This is a genomic window from Enterobacter cloacae complex sp. ECNIH7 (genome assembly GCF_002208095.1).
GTDB classification, from domain to species: domain Bacteria; phylum Pseudomonadota; class Gammaproteobacteria; order Enterobacterales; family Enterobacteriaceae; genus Enterobacter; species Enterobacter cloacae_M.
Window position 1 is genome coordinate 3,695,009 of record NZ_CP017990.1, and the last position, 22,521, is coordinate 3,717,529.

General features: G+C 57.0%; 19 protein-coding genes. 5 read left to right on the top strand and 14 right to left on the bottom strand.

What is annotated here, in order from left to right:
- Positions 1–8: 8 nt before the first annotated feature.
- The 3 genes from iscS to trmJ all read right to left on the bottom strand — a co-directional run bounded on the left by iscS (position 9) and on the right by trmJ (position 2,774).
- A complete protein-coding gene (iscS, locus tag WM95_RS18110; protein ID WP_008502157.1) occupies positions 9–1,223 on the bottom strand; it encodes a cysteine desulfurase in 1,215 nt (404 codons plus the stop codon).
- Positions 1,224–1,340: 117 nt separating this feature from the next.
- Positions 1,341–1,832, bottom strand: coding sequence for a Fe-S cluster assembly transcriptional regulator IscR (gene iscR, locus WM95_RS18115; RefSeq protein WP_023308826.1), 492 nt, complete (start codon positions 1,830–1,832; stop codon positions 1,341–1,343).
- Between the two features lie 216 nt (positions 1,833–2,048).
- Positions 2,049–2,774 carry a tRNA (cytosine(32)/uridine(32)-2'-O)-methyltransferase TrmJ gene (gene trmJ / locus WM95_RS18120; RefSeq protein WP_029741152.1) on the bottom strand — a complete coding sequence of 242 codons (726 nt, stop codon included), beginning with the start codon at positions 2,772–2,774 and terminating at the stop codon, positions 2,049–2,051.
- A gap of 131 nt (positions 2,775–2,905) precedes the next feature.
- Here trmJ and suhB point away from each other — a divergent pair, with 131 nt between their 5' ends.
- On the top strand, positions 2,906–3,709 hold the full coding sequence (suhB, locus tag WM95_RS18125; RefSeq protein WP_023308828.1) for an inositol-1-monophosphatase: 804 nt from the start codon (positions 2,906–2,908) through the stop codon (positions 3,707–3,709).
- A gap of 59 nt (positions 3,710–3,768) precedes the next feature.
- Here suhB and WM95_RS18130 read toward each other — a convergent pair whose 3' ends face one another.
- Together WM95_RS18130 and WM95_RS18135 are read right to left on the bottom strand one after the other, a co-directional pair.
- Positions 3,769–4,749 carry a nickel/cobalt transporter gene (locus WM95_RS18130; RefSeq protein ID WP_059446148.1) on the bottom strand — a complete coding sequence of 327 codons (981 nt, stop codon included), beginning with the start codon at positions 4,747–4,749 and terminating at the stop codon, positions 3,769–3,771.
- Positions 4,740–5,378 carry a DUF1007 family protein gene (locus tag WM95_RS18135; protein WP_045399603.1) on the bottom strand — a complete coding sequence of 213 codons (639 nt, stop codon included), beginning with the start codon at positions 5,376–5,378 and terminating at the stop codon, positions 4,740–4,742. Before WM95_RS18135 ends, WM95_RS18130 begins: the two co-directional genes overlap by 10 nt.
- A 125-nt stretch (positions 5,379–5,503) precedes the next feature.
- Here WM95_RS18135 and csiE point away from each other — a divergent pair, with 125 nt between their 5' ends.
- Positions 5,504–6,781: a stationary phase inducible protein CsiE gene (gene csiE / locus WM95_RS18140; RefSeq protein WP_063408949.1), complete on the top strand. Its 1,278-nt coding sequence runs from the start codon at positions 5,504–5,506 to the stop codon at positions 6,779–6,781.
- Here csiE and WM95_RS18145 read toward each other — a convergent pair.
- Positions 6,776–7,921 (bottom strand): 3-phenylpropionate MFS transporter, encoded by a 1,146-nt coding sequence (locus WM95_RS18145; protein ID WP_008502163.1) that lies wholly within the window; start codon positions 7,919–7,921, stop codon positions 6,776–6,778. The genes csiE and WM95_RS18145 overlap by 6 nt on opposite strands.
- A 116-nt stretch (positions 7,922–8,037) precedes the next feature.
- Positions 8,038–8,529, bottom strand: a complete 492-nt coding sequence (locus WM95_RS18150) for a DUF2569 domain-containing protein (protein WP_045355304.1) — start codon at positions 8,527–8,529, stop codon at positions 8,038–8,040.
- A gap of 149 nt (positions 8,530–8,678) precedes the next feature.
- Between WM95_RS18150 and WM95_RS18155 the strand changes: the two genes are divergently transcribed.
- Positions 8,679–9,101, top strand: coding sequence for a DoxX family protein (locus tag WM95_RS18155; protein ID WP_032667909.1), 423 nt, complete (start codon positions 8,679–8,681; stop codon positions 9,099–9,101).
- A gap of 54 nt (positions 9,102–9,155) precedes the next feature.
- Here WM95_RS18155 and glyA read toward each other — a convergent pair whose 3' ends face one another.
- Positions 9,156–10,409, bottom strand: coding sequence for a serine hydroxymethyltransferase (gene glyA / locus WM95_RS18160; RefSeq protein WP_063408950.1), 1,254 nt, complete (start codon positions 10,407–10,409; stop codon positions 9,156–9,158).
- Positions 10,410–10,713: 304 nt separating this feature from the next.
- Between glyA and hmpA the strand changes: the two genes are divergently transcribed.
- A complete protein-coding gene (gene hmpA, locus WM95_RS18165) occupies positions 10,714–11,904 on the top strand; it encodes an NO-inducible flavohemoprotein (RefSeq protein WP_063408951.1) in 1,191 nt (396 codons plus the stop codon).
- 80 nt (positions 11,905–11,984) lie between these two features.
- On the opposite strand, the gene glnB is transcribed toward hmpA, so the two are convergent.
- From glnB to purL, 5 genes are all read right to left on the bottom strand, one after another.
- Positions 11,985–12,323 carry a nitrogen regulatory protein P-II gene (glnB, locus tag WM95_RS18170; protein WP_088544914.1) on the bottom strand — a complete coding sequence of 113 codons (339 nt, stop codon included), beginning with the start codon at positions 12,321–12,323 and terminating at the stop codon, positions 11,985–11,987.
- A gap of 65 nt (positions 12,324–12,388) precedes the next feature.
- Positions 12,389–13,726 (bottom strand): two-component system response regulator GlrR, encoded by a 1,338-nt coding sequence (gene glrR / locus WM95_RS18175; protein ID WP_023308835.1) that lies wholly within the window; start codon positions 13,724–13,726, stop codon positions 12,389–12,391.
- Positions 13,713–14,450 carry a two-component system QseEF-associated lipoprotein QseG gene (gene qseG, locus WM95_RS18180; protein WP_023308836.1) on the bottom strand — a complete coding sequence of 246 codons (738 nt, stop codon included), beginning with the start codon at positions 14,448–14,450 and terminating at the stop codon, positions 13,713–13,715. The genes glrR and qseG overlap by 14 nt, the downstream gene beginning before the upstream one ends.
- A 1-nt stretch (position 14,451) precedes the next feature.
- Complete coding sequence (qseE, locus tag WM95_RS18185; RefSeq protein WP_045355302.1) at positions 14,452–15,879, bottom strand: two component system sensor histidine kinase QseE/GlrK; 1,428 nt, start codon at positions 15,877–15,879, stop codon at positions 14,452–14,454.
- A gap of 534 nt (positions 15,880–16,413) precedes the next feature.
- Entirely contained in the window at positions 16,414–20,301 is a 3,888-nt protein-coding gene (purL, locus tag WM95_RS18190; RefSeq protein ID WP_063408952.1) for a phosphoribosylformylglycinamidine synthase, read from the bottom strand.
- A 267-nt stretch (positions 20,302–20,568) separates the two neighbouring features.
- Here purL and mltF point away from each other — a divergent pair, with 267 nt between their 5' ends.
- Positions 20,569–22,119 (top strand): membrane-bound lytic murein transglycosylase MltF, encoded by a 1,551-nt coding sequence (gene mltF, locus WM95_RS18200; protein WP_063408953.1) that lies wholly within the window; start codon positions 20,569–20,571, stop codon positions 22,117–22,119.
- Here the strand turns inward: mltF and tadA are convergent.
- The gene (gene tadA, locus WM95_RS18205; protein ID WP_063408954.1) at positions 22,007–22,513 is read right to left on the bottom strand and encodes a tRNA adenosine(34) deaminase TadA; all 507 of its coding nucleotides are present in this window, start codon (positions 22,511–22,513) and stop codon (positions 22,007–22,009) included. The two genes, mltF and tadA, sit on opposite strands and share 113 nt — an antisense overlap.
- Positions 22,514–22,521 lie beyond the last annotated feature (8 nt).

The following is a 22,521-nucleotide window of genomic DNA, read 5'->3' on the forward strand; positions in this document are numbered from 1 at the left end:
TGTACCGATTAGTGATGTGACCATTCAATGCTGTTCAGATCCACGCCCTGCTTGAACATTTCCCACAGTGGAGAAAGGTCGCGCAGACGGCCGATGGAGTTGCGAACCAGCTTGATGGTGTAGTCAATCTCTTCTTCGGTAGTGAAACGACCTAAAGAGAAACGGATAGAGCTGTGTGCCAGCTCGTCGGTCATGCCCAGCGCGCGCAGCACGTAGGATGGCTCCAGGCTTGCAGACGTACAGGCGGAACCGGAAGAAACGGCCAGGTCTTTCAGCGCCATGATCAGCGATTCGCCTTCAACATAGTTGAAGCTGACGTTGAGGATGTTCGGTGCGCCCTGCTCGAGATCGCCGTTCAGATACACTTCTTCCATATCTTTCACGCCGTCCCACAGACGGTTACGCAGCGTGCGCAGGCGCGCCATCTCGGTTTCCATCTCTTCTTTTGCAATGCGGTACGCTTCGCCCATGCCCACGATCTGGTGAACAGGCAGAGTGCCGGAACGCATGCCGCGCTCGTGACCGCCGCCGTGCATCTGTGCTTCGATGCGGATACGCGGTTTACGACGAACGTACAGCGCGCCGATCCCTTTCGGGCCATAAATTTTGTGGCCGGAGAAGGACATCAGGTCCACTTTCAGCTGGCTCAGATCGATAGGCAGTTTGCCCACGCTCTGGGTTGCGTCAACGTGATAGATGATACCGCGCGCGCGGCACATTTCGCCGATGGTTGCGATGTCCTGAACGACGCCGATTTCGTTGTTAACGTGCATGATGGAAACCAGAATGGTGTCATCACGCATGGCCGCTTCGAGCTCTTTCAGGTCGATGATCCCGTTGCTCTGTGGCGCCAGGTAAGTCACTTCGTACCCTTCACGCTCCAGCTGGCGGCAGGTATCCAGCACGGCTTTGTGTTCGGTTTTGCTGGTGATGATGTGCTTGCCTTTTTTCTGATAAAAGTTGGCTGCACCTTTGATCGCCAGGTTGTCGGATTCGGTCGCACCGGAGGTGAATACAATCTCACGCGGGTCGGCACCCACCAGGTCGGCAATCTGATTACGGGCGATATCAACCGCCTCTTCAGCATGCCAGCCAAAACGGTGTGAACGGGAAGCTGGGTTACCAAAGTTTCCGTCCAGGGTCAGACACTGCATCATTTTCTCGGCAACACGCGGGTCCACCGGCGTGGTTGCGGAGTAATCGAGATAAATCGGTAATTTCATTGCTCTTTAAACTCCGTACATCGCTTCAATGCAAGGAATCAGGCAACCGGCTGGATGTACGACCGAGTACGCGGGGCGTGACCGCCCCGGCCTGATTCTGAAATCTTTATCGTTTTATTACGCGCGCAGTTTGACGTCGATAGCGTCCTGCGCGCGGGTGCTGCGTTGGGAATCCTGACCGTGCTGACGACCAGAGACATCCAGAACTTCCTGGTTGTTGACCAGTTCACCCAGGGTGATGTTGTTCAGGAAGCCGGTGAGACGGTCGCTCAGATCGCGCCACAGCGCGTGGGTCAGGCATTTATCGCCGCCCTGGCAGCCGCCTTTACCCTGGCAACGGGTCGCGTCAACGGATTCGTCAACTGCGCTAATCACTTCACCAACTGCAATACTGCCCGCGTCTTTACCCAGCAGATAACCGCCGCCTGGGCCACGAACGCTGGAAACCAGTCCATTTTTACGCAGTCTGGAGAACAGCTGTTCCAGATAAGAGAGGGAGATCCCTTGTCGTTCAGAAATATCAGCCAACGGAACCGGGCCCGCTTCGGAGTTGAGCGCAACGTCCAGCATCGCGGTCACGGCATAACGCCCTTTAGATGTCAGTCTCATGTCTTACTTAACCTCAAACTCGCCCCTGCCCGGGGTTTTTTATTGTAAAATGGGGGTATTGCATAGCAGGGTCAAGTCTGACATTCCTGACTAAAATGGTCAACTATTTACTTGACTGTTTTAGTCAGGTATTTAACGTTCCGTGCCTTCATAACCCAGGTGCGGCCTGATGTCCTCACCCCTGCCCTCTCCCATGGGGAGAGGGGAAAATCGACACTACTCTTTATTCTTCTGCTCAATCGACGCCAGAATCCCGCGCAGGATGTTCAGCTCCTGGCTTTCCGGGCGAGCGCGGGTAAACATACGGCGCAGCTTGTTCATCACCTGGCCCGGGTGGCCTTCACGAATAAAGCCGGTTGAGAGCAGCGTCTGCTCCAGATGACCATAGAAGCGCTCAAGATCGTCCACCAGCGGGTAGGCCGTCTCTTCTTTCTGTTCGACCGGTTTCTCCTGCGTCGCCAGCCACGCCATACGCACCTCATAGGCGATAACCTGCACCGCCATCGCCAGGTTCAGCGAGCTGTATTCCGGGTTCGCCGCGATGGCGACGTGATAGTGGCACTTCTGCAGCTCGTCGTTGGTCAGGCCAACGCGCTCGCGGCCAAACACCAGCGCAACCGGTGCCTGCTCCGCTTCTGAGACGCTTTTCAGGCCGCATTCGCGCGGATCCAGCATCGGCCACGGCAGCGTGCGTGAACGCGCGCTGGTCCCGACAACGAGGCTGCAGCCGGCCAGCGCTTCGTCAAGAGTATCGACGATCTGGGCGTTGCCGATCACGTCGCTGGCACCGGCCGCCAGGGCGATAGCCTGCGAGTCAGGTTTCACCAGCGGATTAACCAGCCACAGGTTCGTTAAGCCCATGGTTTTCATAGCGCGGGCAACGGAGCCCATGTTGCCGGTGTGCGATGTTTCGACCAGCACGATTCGAATGTTTTGCAGCATAATTTTTAATGTCTGAATTCAGCGTCTGAAGAATATTCCGGCATATTATCATAAACGGGAGACATAATCCGATCCCACTGCTATACTCTGCGCCGATTTTCCTGTTCTTTAACATCCAGTGAGAGAGACCGATGCATCCGATGCTGACCATCGCCGTGCGCGCAGCGCGCAAGGCGGGTAATGTAATTGCCAAACACTACGAAACGCCAGACTCCGTAGAAACCAGCCAGAAAGGCAGCAATGATTTCGTGACTAACGTCGATAAAGCCGCAGAAGCGATTATTATCGAAACGATCCGCAAATCTTACCCGCAGCACACCATCATCACCGAAGAAAGCGGTGAACATGAAGGTACCGATCAGGATGTTCAATGGGTTATCGATCCACTGGATGGCACCACCAACTTTGTTAAACGCCTGCCACACTTCTCTGTGTCTATCGCAGTACGCATTAAAGGCCGTACTGAAGTCGCCGTTGTTTACGATCCAATGCGTAATGAACTGTTCACCGCTACCCGCGGTCAGGGCGCACAGCTGAACGGCTACCGTCTGCGCTGCAGCAACGCACGCGATCTGGACGGCACCATCCTGGCGACCGGTTTCCCGTTCAAGGCGAAACAGCACGCGACCACCTATATGAATATCCTGGGCAAACTGTTTACCGAATGCGCTGACTTCCGCCGCACCGGTTCTGCCGCGCTGGATCTGGCCTACGTGGCGACCGGCCGCGTTGACGGTTACTTCGAGCTGTCTCTGAAGCCGTGGGACTTTGCTGCGGGCGAGCTGATCGCACGTGAAGCAGGCGCCATCGTGTGTGATTTCACCGGTGGCCATAACTATATGTCTACCGGTAACGTCGTTGCGGGTAATCCACGCGTTGTTAAAGCCATGCTGGCAAACATGCGTGATGAACTGAGCGATGCGCTGAAGCGTTAATCCAGTTAGTTAAGCCCGGTGGCGCTACGCTTACCGGGCCTACAAAATCCCTCAGTACGCTAGAAAGGCCGCAATCCCCTTCCCACCGGCACCGCGCTCATCCACATCGTCACTGCCGCCACCAGCAGAATCACTCCGCCCGCCAGCGCAAGCGTTGTCCACCCTACCTGTCGCCACAGCACCGGCGTTTTATTGCCGCTCAGTTTGACCGCCAGCTGACGGAAGCTGTGAACCAGCAGCGCTAAAGACGAAATGGTGAGAGACGTTCCTGCCGCCATCGCCAGCGCAGAGAGCATTCCCCAGCCAAACACGCCAATCACCTTACTGAACAGCAGCACCATGATGGCCCCCGAGCACGGGCGCATGCCCATCGAGAGAACAATCATCAGCCGCGCGCGCCAGTCGTCGCCGTTCTGCAACTGTTCCTGCGTGGGCAAATGCTGATGCCCGCAGCCGCAGTGTTCATCATGAACGTGGTGCGGCGTAAAGGTTTTGAATTTCGGTTTTCGCAGCAGCGCGCGCAGCTTTTTCAGCGCCCGCCAGCAGATGATCACCCCCAGCACGCCCACCAGCGCGTAGCTCCCCTTCTCCAGCCAGAAACTGCTCATGTGCAGCTGGCGCGCGGGAAGCTGCAACAGCGAAAGCACGACCACGACGAGCGCAATCGCCACGCTGCCCTGAAGCAGCGAGGAGGCCAGCGTCAGGCCGATGCTCGATTTCAGCTTCGACGGATGGGTGGCGAGCCAGGTCGTTATCACGATTTTGCCGTGCCCCGGCCCCAGCGCATGCAGAACGCCATAGATAAAGCTGAACGCCAGCAGGGATCCGCCCGCTTTGGTCGGGTTCTCCGCCACCGCCTTCAGCAGGCCGCTCATCTGCTGGTTGACCTCACGCTGCCAGACGATGCTTTTCATCATGACCTGCGGCCAGGCCTGCCATAGCCAGAGCGAACCGCAAACGGCTAGCAGGAGAAAGAGCGCCAGCGGCCAGAGGTGCAGCCAGCGGCGCGGTTTACGAACCGGAGAAGAGATCACTGACATTGTAACGTCACCTCCTGCGCGAACTGTTTACCCAACTCCATGTCCTCAGGGGGTGCATCTTCTTTATCAAGCGAGATCGCAAAGTTCAGCGTCTCTTCGCTGGGTTTCGGGGTGTGCACGCCAATTTTGCAGTTTTTTTGCAGAGCGTCCGGCAGCCGTACGTCGCCGTCTTTGTCATAGCGCATGTCGACATAGTAGGTAGGATCAAAGGTAGAAAAGCGGTACGTTTGCCCCGCCAGCGGCTGCGGATGCGCCAGCGGAAGCACAAACGTCAGCACCGCCTGATGCCCGTCACGCGTCATACCGTATTCCGTTGGCCGGTTCAGAAATTTGACCTTCTGCCCGTTGTGCCAGAATTCCGTGAAGTAGTGCTGGCCGAGCACGTTAGCCATCACTTCCGCCGCCAGCTTTTTCCAGATTTCATCGCCAGGCTTAGCGTTTCCCGCATCATAGAGCAGATCGGCCGAGGTGATTTCATCCATCGTCCAGCGCATCTTCAGGCCGCTCAGCTGCGTGCCGTCGGTAACCAGCTCGGTCTGGAGGTCAATAAAACTGTGAGGATGTGCGCTGGCGGTGAAGCTGATAACCGCCAAAAATAACGCCATCGCACTTTGTTTAACTGTTTGCATCAATTCCTCACGTCAAAAATTCTGTGATGTTCCCCAGCAATCCTGAGTGAAAGGCCTGCCGGCGCGCTTTTCAGCGCTCATCCTTTAGCTATTCTTATCAAACATTCACACTGGATACCCGACAGATGATGACGACGCTTGAAATTCCATCTGTGCTTTCCAGTTCGCAGCGCCGCTGCCAGGTGCTTTTGATGCTTTACCTGCCCGATGCTGCCGTCACCGCACAGAGCATAATTGCTGCCAACGGGGTGGACGACGCGATGGCACGGCAAGATATAGCCGAGACGCGCGATGAAATCCAGCGCTATCACCGGCTGGACATCGTCACGCACCACGACGGCAGCTACCGGATTGAAGGCACAGCCCTGAATCAGCGTTTATGCCTGCTGCACTGGCTGCGCCGGGCGCTGCGGCTTTGTCCGCAGTTTGTCTCGCACCAGTTTACCCCCGCATTAAAAACCGCGCTTAAACAACACGGCATTGCGCGGCCGCTTTACGATGATGCGAACCTGCGGGCGCTGATCGGCTTCTGCTCCCGCAAGCTGCAGCGCCAGTTTGAATGCCGCGACGTCCAGTTTTTACAGCTCTATCTGCAATACTGTCTTATTCAGCACCAGCTCGGGAATACGCCGCAGTTTTCTCACGTTCAGCGCAGCTGGACCCAGTCGAGAGGGGAGTATTTTACGGCCCAGGAGATCGTGCGTCACTGGAGACGTCGCGTGCCGCAGGGTGCGCACGGGGATGAACAGCTATTTCTGGCGCTGCTGTTTATGATGCTCCGCACGCCCGATCCGGTGCTCGATAAACACCAGCAGGATCAGCGCTTGCGTCGGGCCATCGTGCGCATGGTCGCCCGTTTTCGCTCGCAGACCGGGATGAACTTCAGCGATGAACAAGGGCTGACCGATCAGCTATATATCCATCTGGCTCAGGCGCTGGACCGCTCGCTGTTTGAGATCGGCATCGACAATAGCCTGCCGGAGGAGATCCATCGCCTCTATCCCCGGCTGTTACGCACCACAAAGGAAGCGCTGTTTGAGCTGGAGTCGGAGTTTGGGCTACGTTTTTCAGATGAAGAGATGAGTCTTGTCGCGGTGATTTTCGGTGCCTGGCTGATGCAGGAGACCGATCTGCACGAAAAACAGGTGATCCTGCTGACGGGAGACGATAAAGCCACCGAGGACCTGATTGAACAGCAGCTTCGCGAGCTGACGCTGCTGCCGCTCAACATTCGCTATCTGACGCTGCAGGCTTTCCAGAAAGAGGGGGCACCGCGCGAAGCCGCGCTGGTTATCACCCCCTACCCTACCGTCCTGCCGCTGTTCTCGCCGCCGCTGATACATGCCGTTGAGACATTGAACGCGCAGCAGCAAGAACATATTCGCGCCATGCTGGAATCATAGCGAGGCGCGAGCGGCCACTTTAGGACGAACAACGATGGCGGGTAAGGCGACCAGCGCCATCACCCAGAAGACCCCATGCCCCAGATGCTGGTAGAGGAACCCCGCAAAGACCGTCATGATCGCGATACTGCCCCCCATCGCGACCGCCGAATAGACGGCCTGCAGGCGAATAACGTCTCCGCCCTCGCGCGCTGCGATATAGCGCATGGCCGCCAGATGGCACACGGTAAAGGTGCCGCAGTGAAGGATTTGCGCCACTATCAGCCATGGCAGATCGGTCGTCCAGCCCATAATCCCCCAGCGCGCCACGCCGCACACGGCGGAAAGCAGCAGCAGGTCTCGCGCGCCAAAGCGGCGGAACAGCTTCTTACTCAGGGCGAAGATAATGACTTCGGCCACTACCCCCAGCGACCACAGATAGCCCACTGCGGAAGCAGAGTATCCCGCCCCCTGCCAGTAGATGGCGCTGAAGCCATAGTACGCCGCATGCGCCCCCTGAAGCAGACAGACACACGCCAGAAAACGCCAGCTCTGGGCCACCAGGCTCCGCCAGGCGGGCCAGCCTGCGCTCTCCTGATGGCGGCTTTCCCCTTGCGGCATCACCGACGGACGCAGCAGCATGCCCAGCAGCATTGAGGCAATACCGATACTCAGCAGGGCGAGAATGGCGCGGTAATCGTAAAGGCTGACCAGTTTGCCCACCAGCGCGGAACCTATCACAAAGGCAATAGACCCCCACAGGCGCACGCGGCCATAGTCCATGGTGATCTGCTTTTGCCAGGTGTTCGCCAGGGCATCCGTTAGCGGTACCAGCGGTGAGAAGAACAGGTTAAAGCCGACCATCACCACCATCAGCCAGGCAAACTGATGGCTGACCCAGAAGCAGGCAACAAAGACCAGCGTCAGCAGAGCAAGAATACGCACGGCCTTGATCAGCAAGGAGGGATCGCTGACGCGCGGGGCAATTAGCAGGCTGCCGAGGAAACGCGCTACCAGCCCTGCCCCCAGCAGGACACCGATAGTCTCAGGAGTCAGGCCGATACCCTTGAGCCAGACGCTCCAGAAGGGCAGAAAAATACCGTAGCTAAAGAAATAGGTGAAATAACTGAGCGCCAGCCAGCGCGTGGAATGCAAGACCATGAATCCCTCCCGAAATCGAGGCCATAGTCTGGCGTTAAATCAAAGCCTGCGCAAGCAACTATTAACAAGTGAATAACACGCACATTTTACAGGGCCATGGCGGCCCCGCGAAACGTCTAGCGTACAAAGACCTGATTAATGCGTTTGGAAACCAGGAAGTAGGGGATCCAGATCGATGCGCCAACAATGGAGGAAAGCGCATTGCGAATATCAGCCGTATCCAGCCTTGCGTCGAAGAGCCAGGCAGGTATGCCCACAAAATAGAGCATAAAGACAACGCCCATTAAATAGTAGGGAATGATGATCTTACGGATACCCGACTTTCTTTTAAAGAAATACCAGCCTGCGGCCGCGGTCAGTGCCACATCAATTATCATTACCGCGATACCCACGGCCCCAAACAGGTTAATTCCCCCTGACTGGAAAAAGTGGAACATCGCCGCAAAGTAATTCCATGCTCCAATAGGCGTCATGATGAGGTTAATCACCAGGCCCGCCGCCGGGAGATAAAGCAGCCCGTTAATTTTCTTTTCGTCTGCACGCTCACACTGATTGCACAGCCCGGATTCTTTATTTGCCTCTTCTTGCTGACATGATATGCACTGCATAAATTTCCCTTGCCAAAGAAAAGAGACAATTTTACACGAAGTCTGAATTTAACATCACGCGAACGCCTGATTTATGAAGAAAAGCTGAATGGAAGACTATGGATTTGTGTATTAATTTTAGATTGGGTCCCCTGAAAAATGAGCCAGCTATGAACACTCTACGTTATTTAGATTTCGGTCAGTCACGTCACCTGCTGCTGCTGATTGGCCGCATCGCGCTTGTCGTGCTGTTTATTATCTTTGGTTATCCAAAACTGACGGGGTTTAGCGGCACCGTACAATATATGACCTCGCTGGGTGCGCCGATGCCCATGCTGGCGGCCATTATTGCGGTGGTAATGGAAGTGCCTGCCGCTATCCTGATCGTCCTGGGCTTTTTCACCCGTCCTCTCGCGGTACTGTTCGTATTCTATACCCTCGGAACCGCGGTGATTGGGCACCACTACTGGGATATGACAGGTGATGCGGTCGTGCCGAATATGATTAACTTCTATAAGAACGTCAGTATTGCTGGCGCCTTTATTTTGCTGGCGATTGTCGGACCTGGAGCCATTTCCCTCGACCGGCGTTAAGCCATAAAAAAAGGCCGCAAGCGCGGCCTTTTTTATTTCTGCCAGGCAGAGGAATTATGCGTAAACCGGGAAGCGTGCGCAGATATCCAGAACTTTACCTTTGACGCGCTCGATAACCGCTTCGTCATTGATGTTGTCCAGAACGTCACACATCCAGCCAGCCAACTCTTTCACTTCCGCTTCTTTAAAGCCGCGGCGAGTTACGGCCGGAGAACCGATACGGATACCGGAGGTCACGAACGGGCTCTTCGGATCGTTTGGCACGCTGTTTTTGTTCACGGTGATGTTGGCGCGGCCCAGGGCTGCGTCAGCTTCTTTACCGGTCAGTTTCTTATCAACCAGATCCAGCAGGAACAGGTGGTTTTCAGTACCGCCGGATACCACTTTGTAGCCACGGTTCAGGAACACTTCCACCATCGCTTTGGCATTCTTAGCAACCTGCTGCTGATAAACCTTGAACTCAGGCTCCATCGCTTCTTTCAGCGCGACCGCTTTTGCCGCGATAACGTGCATCAGCGGGCCGCCCTGCGCGCTTGGGAATACAGCGGAGTTCAGTTTTTTGTACAGCTCTTCGTCACCGCCTTTCGCCAGGATCAGGCCACCGCGTGGACCCGCCAGGGTTTTGTGGGTGGTGGTGGTCACAACGTGAGCGTGTGGAACCGGGTTCGGGTAAACGCCAGCGGCAATCAGGCCCGCAACGTGCGCCATGTCGACGAACAGGTATGCACCGATGCTGTCCGCGATTTCACGCATTTTTGCCCAGTCAACGATACCGGAGTAAGCAGAGAAGCCACCGATGATCATCTTCGGTTTGTGCTCTTTAGCCTGCTTCGCCATGTCTTCGTAGTCAATTTTACCGGACTCATCAATACCGTAAGGGATGATGTTGTACAGTTTGCCGGAGAAGTTAACCGGGGAGCCGTGAGTCAGGTGACCGCCCTGTGCCAGGTTCATACCCAGAACGGTATCGCCCGGCTGCAGCAGCGCGGTGTAGACAGCGAAGTTAGCCTGAGAGCCAGAGTGCGGCTGCACGTTTGCGTAGTCAGCGCCAAAGAGTTCTTTCGCACGGTCGATAGCCAGCTGCTCAACGATATCAACGTACTCGCAACCGCCGTAATAGCGTTTGCCCGGGTAACCTTCAGCGTATTTGTTGGTCAGCTGAGAACCCTGCGCCTGCATAACGCGCGGGCTGGTGTAGTTTTCGGAGGCGATCAGTTCGATGTGCTCTTCCTGACGTACTTTTTCCTGCTCCATAGCCTGCCACAGTTCGGCATCATAATCGGCAATGTTCATTTCACGCTTTAACATCCGCATCTCCTGACTCAGCTAACAAGTAAATTTTGGCCTGAAAAGGCAGTCCTGTTGGACGACGGGCAACAGTATAACTGATTAGTTCTGTGATAACAGGTCTTGACAAACGATTTTACGCAAACGTTTTCCTACCCGCCACGCAAGGGTTTGAGGAATAAAGCTCTCGCTCTTTCCAGCGGATTTCTTTTCAGGTTTGTGATGCATATTTTTCATCTTGCAAAGAACCATTTACAACGCAGGGGTATTTTTTATAAGATGCATTTAAAATACATCATTAAAGTCACATCAGAAGGATGCGCTCATGCTCGACGCTCAAACCATCGCTACCGTTAAAGCCACCATTCCCCTGCTGGTGGAAACCGGCCCTAAACTCACCGCCCATTTCTACGATCGCATGTTCACGCACAACCCGGAGCTCAAGGAAATTTTCAACATGAGCAACCAGCGTAACGGCGATCAGCGCGAAGCGCTTTTCAACGCCATCGCGGCCTACGCCAGCAATATTGAAAACCTGGCGGCACTGCTGCCCGCGGTGGAAAAAATCGCGCAGAAGCACTCCAGCTTCCAGATCCAGCCCGAGCAGTACAACATTGTGGGTGGCCACCTGCTGGCAACGCTGGACGAGATGTTCAGCCCGGGCCAGGAGGTGCTGCACGCGTGGAGAAAAGCCTACGGCGTGCTGGCAAACGTGTTTATCAACCGCGAAGCGCAGATCTACAGCGAAAATGCCAGCAAGAACGGCGGCTGGGAAGGCACGCGCGCCTTCCGCATCATTGAGAAAACGCCGCGCAGCGCGCTGATTACCAGCTTTGAATTTGAGCCAGTGGACGGACAGCCGGTTGCCGATTACCAGCCAGGCCAGTATCTGGGCGTGTGGCTGAAGCCTGAAGGTTTCCCGCATCAGGAGATCCGCCAGTATTCTCTTACCCGCAAGCCAAACGGCAAAGGCTACCGCATTGCGGTGAAGCGTGAGGACGGCGGTCAGGTATCCAACTGGCTTCACAGCGAAGCTAACGTGGGCGACGTGGTTCATCTGGCCGCGCCGGCGGGCGATTTCTTCATGGCCGTTGAAGCGAATACCCCGGTTACGCTGATCTCTGCGGGCGTCGGCCAAACGCCAATGCTGGCGATGCTTGATACGCTGGCGAAAGCCAACCACGGTGCGCAGGTCAACTGGTTCCACGCTGCGGAAAACGGTGACGTGCACGCCTTTGCTGATGAAGTGAAAACGCTCGGGGCGTCCCTGCCGCGCTTCACCGCGCACACCTGGTATCGCCTGCCGACGGATGCAGACCGCGCGGTCGCACGATTTGACAGCGAAGGTCTGATGGATTTAAGCCTGATGGAAGGGGCGTTTAGCGCGCCGGACATGCAGTTCTACGTCTGCGGGCCGGTGACGTTTATGCAGTATGCCGCGAAGCAGCTGGTGGAGCTGGGTGTGAACAAAGACAACATTCATTATGAATGTTTCGGGCCCCATAAGGTGCTGTAATGAAAAAGCCCCTCGTTCGAGGGGCTTTTTTTTTCGCCGGGTGGTTGCACCTTACCCGGCCTACAAAACCGTTGGCATTGTTAAATCGCGGCGTCGTCTTCTTCGCCGGTACGGATACGGATCACGCGCGCCACGTCAAAGACGAAGATTTTACCGTCGCCGATTTTGCCCGTCTGCGCCGTGCGGATAATGGTATCCACGCAGGTATCGACGATATCGTCGCTGACCACGATTTCAATTTTTACTTTCGGCAGAAAGTCGACCATGTACTCTGCGCCACGGTAAAGCTCGGTGTGGCCCTTCTGACGACCAAAACCTTTCACTTCCGTCACGGTCATCCCGGTGATGCCGACTTCCGCCAGCGCTTCACGCACGTCATCCAGTTTGAAAGGTTTAATAATCGTATCAATCTTTTTCATGGTGGGTCCTTAAACTCTTGCCTGTAAGCTGCCTCGTAATCGATTGCTCACAGTACCATACGGCATTACTCTTTAAAATCGTTTGCTTCCAGCTCGTGGCGCGACAGCAGCTTGTAGAACTCGGTGCGGTTGCGTCCGGCCATGCGCGCCGCGTGGGTCACGTTGCCTTTGGTGATCTGCAATAGCTTGCGCAGATAGTTCAGCTCAAACTGATTCCGCGCTTCCGCAAACGTCGGCAGGGCCGTGTTTTCCCCTTCCAGCGCCTGCTCCACCAGCGCATCGCTGATCACCGGTGAGGAGGTCAGCGCCACGCACTGCTCAATCACGTTCACCAGCTGGCGCACGTTACCCGGCCAGCCTGCGGCCATCAGCCGCTTCATCGCGTCGGTGGAAAACGCGCGCACGAATGGTTTATGGCGATCGGCCGCCTGGCGCAAAAGATGGTTCGCCAGCAGCGGAATGTCTTCCGCACGCTCCGCCAGCGCCGGGATCTTCAGATTCACTACGTTCAGACGGTAGTAGAGATCTTCGCGAAACTCGTTGCGGGCCATCACTTTTGGCAAGTCGCGGTGGGTAGCGGAAATAATGCGTACGTTAATATCAATGTCGCGATTGCTGCCCAGCGGGCGAACTTTTCGCTCCTGCAATACGCGCAGCAGTTTGACCTGCAGCGGCGCGGGCATGTCGCCAATCTCGTCCAGGAACAGCGTGCCCCCTTCCGCGGCCTGGAACAGCCCTTCCCGGCTGCTCACCGCGCCGGTGAATGCGCCGCGGGCGTGACCAAACAGTTCAGATTCGAGCAGCTGTTCTGGAAGCGCGCCGCAGTTAATGGCGATAAAGGCGTTTTTACTGCGCGGGCTGGCGTTATGGATCGCCTGCGCCAGGATCTCTTTCCCGGTTCCGCTCTGGCCGTTGATGAGCACGCTGACGTCGGACTGCGCCACCATCCGGGCCTGTTCAAGCAGACGCAGCATAATGGGGCTGCGGGTGACGATGGACTCCCGCCACGCTTCATCCCCCGCCGGGGCGGCGTGTTCCAGCGCGCTGTCGATAGCCTTATAAAGCGCGTCTTTGTCCACCGGCTTGGTCAGGAAGCTGAAGACCCCCTGCTGCGTCGCGGCAACCGCATCCGGGATCGACCCGTGCGCCGTCAGGATAATCACGGGCATACCCGGCTGCTGCTTCTGGATCTCCGCGAACAGCTGCAGACCATCCATTTCGTCCATCCGCAGGTCGCTTATCACCAGATCGATTTTCTCGCGGCTGAGGATCTTCAGTCCTTCCAGCCCGCTTTCAGCGGTCACGACGCTGTAGCCTTCACTCACCAGACGCATCCCCAGCAGCTTTAACAGGCCGGGATCGTCATCCACCAGTAAAAGATGGGCAGGTTTACGGCTCGTCATGCTTCACATCCTCTTGTTTCGGCGTATCGCTGTCCGGTGCAGCGGATGAACTCCCCGGCTGATATTTACGCGACGAGAGCTGCCTTTCGATATCCGTCAGGTTTTCCAGTTTGCGCGTCGTGGTATCCAGCTGCGTACGTAAATGTTGCTGCTGTTGACGCAGCGTATCAAGCTCGCTGTCGGTTGACTGCTGCAGCTTGCTGTAGCGGGAGCGCTCTTCAGACAGCTGAAGCTGTAATGTCTGCCCATCGCGCCAGAGCTGGTACACCGGGCGTACCTGCACAGGAAGATTGACTACAAACGTGTCCAGCCGGGTGACATTGACGCGGCGTTCAACGGGGGTGATTTTCGCATCTGCGAGTAAAATCCCGCGCTTGAAAGCGTCCTGCCAGGTGTCGTCATCCAGCATCGCCGCCTTCGAGCGGGCGTCTACCGGCGCAAGACGCTGGGCGCAATCTATTCCTCGCAGCCAGAACAGCGGGTTGCTTTCAACGTCATGTCCTGACAGGTTCCAGATGTCGTCGCAGCGGGTTGAGAGGAAATCTGCCAGCTGGTTATCGGGCCATTTATCTTCTTGTTTATCGCTAATTGCACTTTGTGGCGCATGGGAAACACACCCTGCCAGAAACAAACAGGGCAGGCTCAGGCGAAGCGTGTTGCAGGAAAACACCGCGCGTACGGCGCGGAAAAAGACGTGTGACATACTCACCAGACATAGATTCATTTTATTGATTTTTCCGGCTCACGGGCAGTTCGATACGGAAGCAAACGTCTGAACGTTCGTCCGCGGCAATGTTTAGCTCACCCTGCATGCGTCGTATGCAGTCCCGGGCGATGCTCAAGCCCAGCCCGCTTCCTTTAACCGCGCCTTTCCGCTGATGACTCCCCTGGAAAAAGGGTTCGAAGATCATGGTTTTTTCGTCATCGGGGATCGGGGTGCCGGTGTTTGCGACGTCAATAAACACCCGTGAACCATTCGTATTACTTCGGATATAAATGTTACCGGATTCAGTACCATAGTGCACCGCATTGGAGTAAAGATTATCCAGAACGCTCATCAGCAGCATGGGTTCAGCCAGGCACGCAGGCGCATTCAGCTCAACGCCGGTATGCATCATTTTAGCTCTTGCTGGCAAGCTGTGGGCGGAGATCACCATATCCACCAGCGGCTCAATTTCAACGTTTTCCAGTACGACCGCCCCGTCAGCCAGCTTGCGGTTGTAATCCAGCAGTTGCTCAATCAGCTTTTGCAGATTGCGGCTGCTGTTATCCAGGATCTCGACAATTTCTTTCTGTTCTGGCGTAAGGGGCCCGGCCACTTCGTCCGCCAGCAGCTCCGTCCCTTCGCGCATGCTGGCCAGCGGCGTTTTAAGCTCATGGGAGATATGGCGCAGGAACTGATGGCGCTGTGATTCGAGCCACGCCAGGCGCTCGGACAGCCAGATAATGCGCTGACCTACGGATCGCAGCTCGCGCGGACCTTTAAAGGCGACCGTATCCCCGAGCGATTTCCCCTCCCCCAGACGGTTGATCATACGCTGAATGCCCTTCACCGGGCCGATGATCATGCGGGTAAAAAGCAGAACCAGCCCCAGGCTCACCAGGAACAGCACTAGCGCCTGCCAGCCGAAGAACTGGCCGCGCTCGGCAATCTCCTGCTGGAGCTGCTGGCCGCGAGAGAAAATCACCGCGCGCGTTGACTGCACCATCTCGGTGTTGGCGCTGGCAAAAGCTTCGAGGCGCGCGGCGGCGGCGGCATCCGGGCCGCTGTTGCTGCACTGCAGCTGCGCGAGATCGTTCAAATCCTGACGTAACGCCTGATACAGCTTGTCATCAGGCAAGACCCCCGCGTGAGCGTCCAGCATTTCGCTGTAGCGTTTACGCTGACTCTGATAAACCTTTTCCAGCGTCCGATCGTCAAGCACGCAATACTGACGATAGCTACGCTCCATCTCCAGCGCGGCGTTGGTCATTGCTTCACTGCGTCTGGCGTCGATGAGCGTCGTGCGGTTGGTCAAAGCCGCCTGCGCGCTCAGCGCGTTCAGGCTTTGCCACGCCTGCCAGGCAAGGATCAGCAGCGGCAGCAGGATCAGCAAGAAGGCCATCATGACGAGCTGCCGCAGGGAGCGGGGGAAAACGGGCCAGCGTTTCAACGCATTACTCTCTTAATGGGGATTTACGCAGAGCGTAACTGAGTCTGCCCTTCAGATACAACAAAGCCGGGTAAAAACCCGGCTTTGTCATGGAATGAGGCGGTGCCTAACTCGACGTTTCGCCCTGGCCTGATAAAGCATCGCTATGATCAGTAGTTGGACGGCAGGCACCTTTTTGTGCGTCATTCGAAATTTATGTAGCGCGTCCCGAAGGGGCTGACATAAGAAGGTGAATGAGCCACTGCTTAATATTATGCAACACCCGTGCCAGAATGCAAAACAAAATATTAACATTTTGAAATATATGAGTTTTACTCGTTTAGCCTGTTAATTATCGGTTGAATGATTTCCAGGCTAAGTGTCGCTATTAAGCAACACCTTAACGGGAACCTTTACTGCCATATATAAATCAATGAGTTAAATGTCGCCTTTTGGAGACAGTTGGATTACGGGTCTGTCGCGTAATTGCGACACAAATAAAAAAGCCCGGTGGAGCTTTCGCTTACCGGGCCTGGAAGGGTGTGGGGCTAAAACTTAACCCAACTGCTTACGCGCGTTGCGGAAGATACGCATCCACGGGCTGTCCTCGCCCCAGTTGTCCGGGTGCCAGGAATTGCTCACGGTACGGAATACGCGTTCCGGGTGCGGCATCATGATGGTCGCCCGACCGCTTTCGCTGGTCACCGCCGTAATACCGTTGGCGGAGCCGTTCGGGTTAGCCGGGTAAGTTTCAGTCACCTTGCCGAAGTTATCGACAAAGCGCAGCGCCACCAGGCCTTTGCTCTCCAGCTGAGCCAGATGCGCAGCATCACGTACTTCTACCTGACCTTCACCGTGGGAAACGGCGATTGGCATCTGAGAACCGACCATTCCCTGCAGCAGCAGAGACGGGCTTTGGCTCACTTCCACCAGGCTGAAGCGCGCCTCGAAGCGGTCAGACTGGTTGCGCACAAAGCGCGGCCAGGCTTCGCTGCCCGGGATCAGCTCGCGCAGGTTAGACATCATCTGGCAGCCGTTACACACGCCCAGCGCCAGGGTCTGCGGACGGTGGAAGAAGGTTTCGAACTCGTCGCGCACGCGGCTGTTGAACAGGATGGACTTCGCCCAGCCTTCGCCCGCGCCCAGCACGTCGCCGTAGGAGAAGCCGCCGCACGCCACCAGCGCCTGGAAATCTTGCAGACCGGTACGTCCGGCCAGCAGGTCGCTCATGTGGACGTCGATAGCGTCAAAGCCCGCGCGGTGGAAGGCAGCCGCCATCTCAACGTGGGAGTTGACGCCCTGCTCGCGCAGCACAGCCACTTTTGGACGCGCGCCGGTCGCAATGTACGGCGCAGCGATATCTTCGTTAATGTCGAAGGAGAGCTTCACGTTCAGCCCTGGATCCTGGTCATTCGCTTTCGCGTTATGCTCCTGATCGGCACATTCCGGGTTATCACGCAGGCGCTGCATCTGCCAGGTGGTTTCCGCCCACCACATGCGCAGCGTGGTGCGGCTTTCGCTGAACACCGCGTGACCGTCTGCTTCAATCACGAAGCGGTCGCCCTGAACGGCTTTACCCAGATAGTGCACGCAGTCTGCCAGACCGTGCTTCGCCAGAATCGCTTCAACCGCGTCGCGATCCGCCGCGCGCACCTGAATCACGGCGCCCAGCTCTTCGTTGAACAGCGCCGCCAGACGGTCTTCGCCCAGCGTCGCAATGTTCGCTTCCACGCCACAGTGGCCGGTGAAGGCCATCTCTGCCAGGGTCACCAGCAGGCCGCCGTCGGAACGGTCGTGGTAGGCCAGCAGCTTACGCTGCGCCACCAGCGCCTGAATCCCGTCGTAGAAGCCTTTCAGCTGGGCCACGTCACGCACGTCGGCTGGCTTATCGCCGAGCTGGCGGTAAACCTGCGCCAGCGCGGTAGCACCCAGCGCGTTGTGGCCTTTACCCAGGTCAATCAGCAGCAGGGCGTTGTCTTCGGTCGCAAGCTGCGGCGTAACGGTGTGACGCACGTCTTCCACGCGGGCAAACGCGGTGATCACCAGCGACAGCGGAGAGGTCATCTCGCGCTGCTCGCTGCCTTCCTGCCAGCGGGTTTTCATCGACATGGAGTCTTTGCCCACCGGAATGGTCAGGCCGAGGGCAGGACACAGCTCCTCGCCCACCGCTTTCACGGCTTCATACAGGCCAGCATCTTCGCCAGGGTGGCCGGCAGCGGCCATCCAGTTGGCGGAGAGCTTGATACGTTTAATATCGCCAATCTGCGTCGCGGCGATGTTGGTCAGCGCTTCACCGACCGCCAGACGGGCAGAAGCAGCGAAGTCCAGCAGCGCCACCGGGGTACGTTCGCCGAGAGCCATCGCTTCGCCGTAGTAGCTGTCGAGGCTCGCGGTGGTCACGGCGCAGTTAGCGACAGGGATCTGCCACGGGCCGACCATCTGATCGCGCGATACCATACCGGTCACGGTGCGGTCGCCGATGGTCACCAGGAAGGTTTTCTCTGCCACAGCAGGCAGGTGCAGCACGCGGTTGACCGCTTCTGCCACGGTGATGCCCTGGCGATCCAGCGCTTTGCCCGCCGCTTTACGGGTGGTTACGTCGCGGGTCATCTTCGGCGTTTTACCGAGCAGAACGTCGAGCGGCAGATCGATTGGCTGGTTGTCAAAGTGGGTGTCGCTTAAGGAAAGGTGCTGCTCTTCGGTCGCTTCACCGATGACGGCATACGGCGCGCGCTCGCGGCGGCACAGCTCGTCAAACAGCGGCAGCTGGTCGGCAGCAACCGCCAGCACGTAGCGCTCCTGGGATTCGTTACACCAGATTTCCAGCGGGCTCATGCCTGGCTCATCGCTCAGGATATCGCGCAGGTTGAAACGCCCGCCGCGGCCGCCGTCGCTTACCAGCTCCGGCATGGCGTTGGACAAACCGCCCGCGCCCACGTCGTGAATGAAGAGGATCGGGTTAGCGTCGCCCAGCTGCCAGCAGCGGTCGATCACTTCCTGGCAGCGGCGCTCCATCTCAGGGTTGTCGCGCTGCACGGAGGCGAAGTCGAGATCCGCATCAGACTGGCCGGAGGCCATAGAAGAGGCCGCCCCGCCGCCCAGACCGATGTTCATCGCCGGGCCGCCCAGTACGATCAGCTTCGCGCCGACGACGATCTCGCCTTTCTGCACGTGATCGGCACGGATGTTGCCGATCCCGCCCGCCAGCATGATCGGTTTGTGGTAGCCGCGCAGCTCTTCGCCGTTGTGGCTGTCCACTTTCTCTTCATAGGTGCGGAAGTAACCGTTCAGCGCCGGACGACCAAATTCGTTGTTAAACGCCGCGCCGCCCAGCGGGCCTTCGGTCATGATATCCAGAGCGGTCACGATACGCTCTGGCTTGCCGAAATCTTCTTCCCACGGCTGTTCAAAGCCCGGGATACGCAGGTTAGAGACGGAGAAACCGACCAGACCCGCTTTGGGTTTAGCGCCACGACCGGTCGCACCTTCATCACGGATTTCACCGCCGGAGCCGGTCGCCGCGCCCGGCCACGGGGAGATCGCCGTCGGGTGGTTGTGGGTTTCCACTTTCATCAGGATATGCGCGGGCTCCTGATGGAAGTCATAGCGCCCTGCTTCGCGATCGGCGAAGAAGCGGCCCACCTCGGAACCTTCCATTACCGCGGCGTTGTCCTTATAGGCAGACAGCACGTGGTCAGGGGTTTGCTCCATGGTGTTTTTGATCATTTTGAACAGCGACTTCGGCTGCTGTTCGCCGTCAATAATCCAGTCGGCGTTGAAAATCTTGTGGCGGCAGTGCTCAGAGTTAGCCTGCGCGAACATGTAGAGTTCGATGTCGTTCGGGTTACGGTTGAGCTTAACAAACGCATCCTGCAGGTAATCAATTTCGTCTTCAGCCAGCGCCAGGCCGAGACGCAGGTTGGCGTCAATCAGCGCCTGACGGCCCTGCCCCAGCAGGTCTACGCTCTGTACCGGCGCAGGCTGATGGTGAGAGAAAAGCTTCTGCGCGTCATCGAGAGAGGCAAATACGCTCTCCATCATGCGATCGTGCAGTTCAGCCGCAACCGCCTGCCACTGCGCGTCGCTCAGGGTAGAGGCTTCCACGTAGTACGCCACGCCGCGTTCCAGACGGTTAATCTGGCTCAGGCCACAGTTGTGGGCGATGTCGGTGGCTTTGGAAGACCAGGGGGAGATGGTGCCCGGACGAGGCGTCGCAAGGATCAGTTTGCCGGTTGGCGTATGGCTGCTCAGGCTTGGACCATACTTGAGCAGGCGTTCCAGCTGTACGCGCTCCTCTGCATTCAGGGGGGCATTCAGGTCAGCAAAATGGACATACTCAGCGTAAATATTGCTTACCGGAAGGTCGGCCGCCTGAAAACGTGCCAGCAGTTTAGTGATACGGAAGGCAGACAGTGCAGGCGAACCACGCAGAATTTCCATCATAAGTCTCTCGTCTTCGAAGCGCCGGGGCGCTTACAGTGTGCGCAAGGGGGGAAAACGGGCGTCATTATAGAGAATCCTGAGCGCCGACGAAACCGTTTGCGTCGAAATAAAATTTGCACAGAGATTTAACAATAGATGTGACCTGTCTCTCTAATTGGTTGCCAAGTGGCGCAAGTTTACGCAAAATGCCGCTCATTCAATGGCAAACCTTATGATTAACATGGCTACAGCAAACTGAGGCAACCGGCGTCGCAGAGAATTAACTAATTGAAAAAATTAAAGATTAATTATCTGCTCATCGGCATTGTAACGTTGCTGCTGGCAGTGGCCCTCTGGCCTTCCATCCCCTGGTTCGGCAAAGCCGAAAACCGTATCGCCGCCATTCAGAAGCGGGGGGAATTGCGCGTCAGTACCCTCAACTCCCCGCTGATTTACAGCGACGTCAACGGCAAAATCATTGGTCTGGATTATGAACTTGCACAACAGTTCGCCGACTATCTTGGCGTGAAGCTTAAAATCACCGTCCGCCAGAATATCAACGAGCTGTTTGACGACCTCGATAACGACGATGCCGATATGCTCGCCGCCGGGCTGGTGTATAACAGCGAGCGCAGCAAGAACTACCAGCCAGGCCCGACCTACTACTCCGTTTCTCAGCAGCTGGTTTACCGCGTCGGGAGCCTGCGCCCGCGCTCGCTGGCTTCAATTAACGATCGGCAGCTGACGATTGCGCCCGGCCACGTGGTGATTGACGATCTGCGGGAGCTCAAGGAGAAGAAATATCCCGACCTGAGCTGGACGGTGGATCCGAAACTCGGCACGACGGAGCTGCTGGAGCAGGTAAAAGATCAGAAGGTGCCCTACACCATCGCCGATTCGGTCGCGATCAGCCTGTTCCAGCGGGTGCATCCTGAAATCGCCGTGGCGCTGGACGTCACCGACGAGCAGCCCGTGACCTGGTTTAGCCAGCTTGATGACGATCAGACCTTCTCTGCCGCGATGCTTGATTTCTTCAACACCATCAATGAAGACGGTACCCTGGCGCGTCTGGAGGAGAAGTACCTCGGGCACGGCGATGACTTTGACTACGTTGATACCCGCAGCTTCCTGCGCGCGGTAGACAGCGTCCTGCCGGACCTGCAGCCGTTGTTCGAAAAATACGCCCAGGAGATTGACTGGAAGCTGCTGGCGGCTATTTCGTATCAGGAATCCCACTGGGACACCCAGGCCACGTCGCCCACGGGCGTACGCGGTTTGATGATGTTAACCAAAAATACCGCGCTGAGCCTGGGCGTCAATGACCGTACCGATGCCGAACAGAGCATCAGCGGCGGCGCGCGCTACCTGCAGGATATGATGGCCAAAGTACCGGAAACGGTGCCGGAAGAAGAGCGGATCTGGTTTGCGCTGGCGGCCTACAATATGGGCTACGCGCATATGCTTGATGCGCGAGCGTTGACGGCCAAAACGAAAGGTAACCCGGACAGCTGGTCAGACGTTAAGCAGCGCCTGCCGCTGCTGAGCCAAAAGCCATGGTATAACAAGCTGACATACGGCTACGCGCGCGGGCATGAAGCCTACGCCTACGTGGAAAATATCCGTAAATATCAGATTAGCCTGGTCGGGTATCTGCTGGAGAAAGAGAAAGAGGCGACGGAGGCCAAACAGCTGGCTCAAAGCTACCCGGTCGTGGCGCCGGACGAGCTTAATCGTCCGACAGCTTCAATTCTGCCTTTTGCTGCTTTTTCTGCTGACGGCGCATTCGAAAGAAATCGCTTAATAGCCCCGAACACTCTGGTGCAAGCACCCCACCGATAGTCTTCACCTGGTGGTTCATGCCCGGGTGACCCAGCACGTCCATCAGCGAACCGGCCGCACCGGTTTTTTCATCCCGCGCCCCGAAAACCAACGTCCCGATCCGGCTGTGCACCATCGCGCCGGAGCACATCACGCACGGCTCCAGCGTCACATACAGCGTGGTATCAAGCAGACGATAGTTTTGCAGCACCAGACCGCCCTGGCGAAGCGCCATGATTTCGGCATGCGCAGTAGGATCGTGGCGGCCGATGGGACGGTTCCACCCTTCGCCAATCACCTGATTGTTATGAACCAGCACCGCGCCCACGGGCACTTCGCCCTCGTCCCAGGCGCGTTGAGCCAGCGTCAGCGCGTGGCGCATCCAGTATTCATGATTGTGTACAGGGTTGAACAAAGGCGATA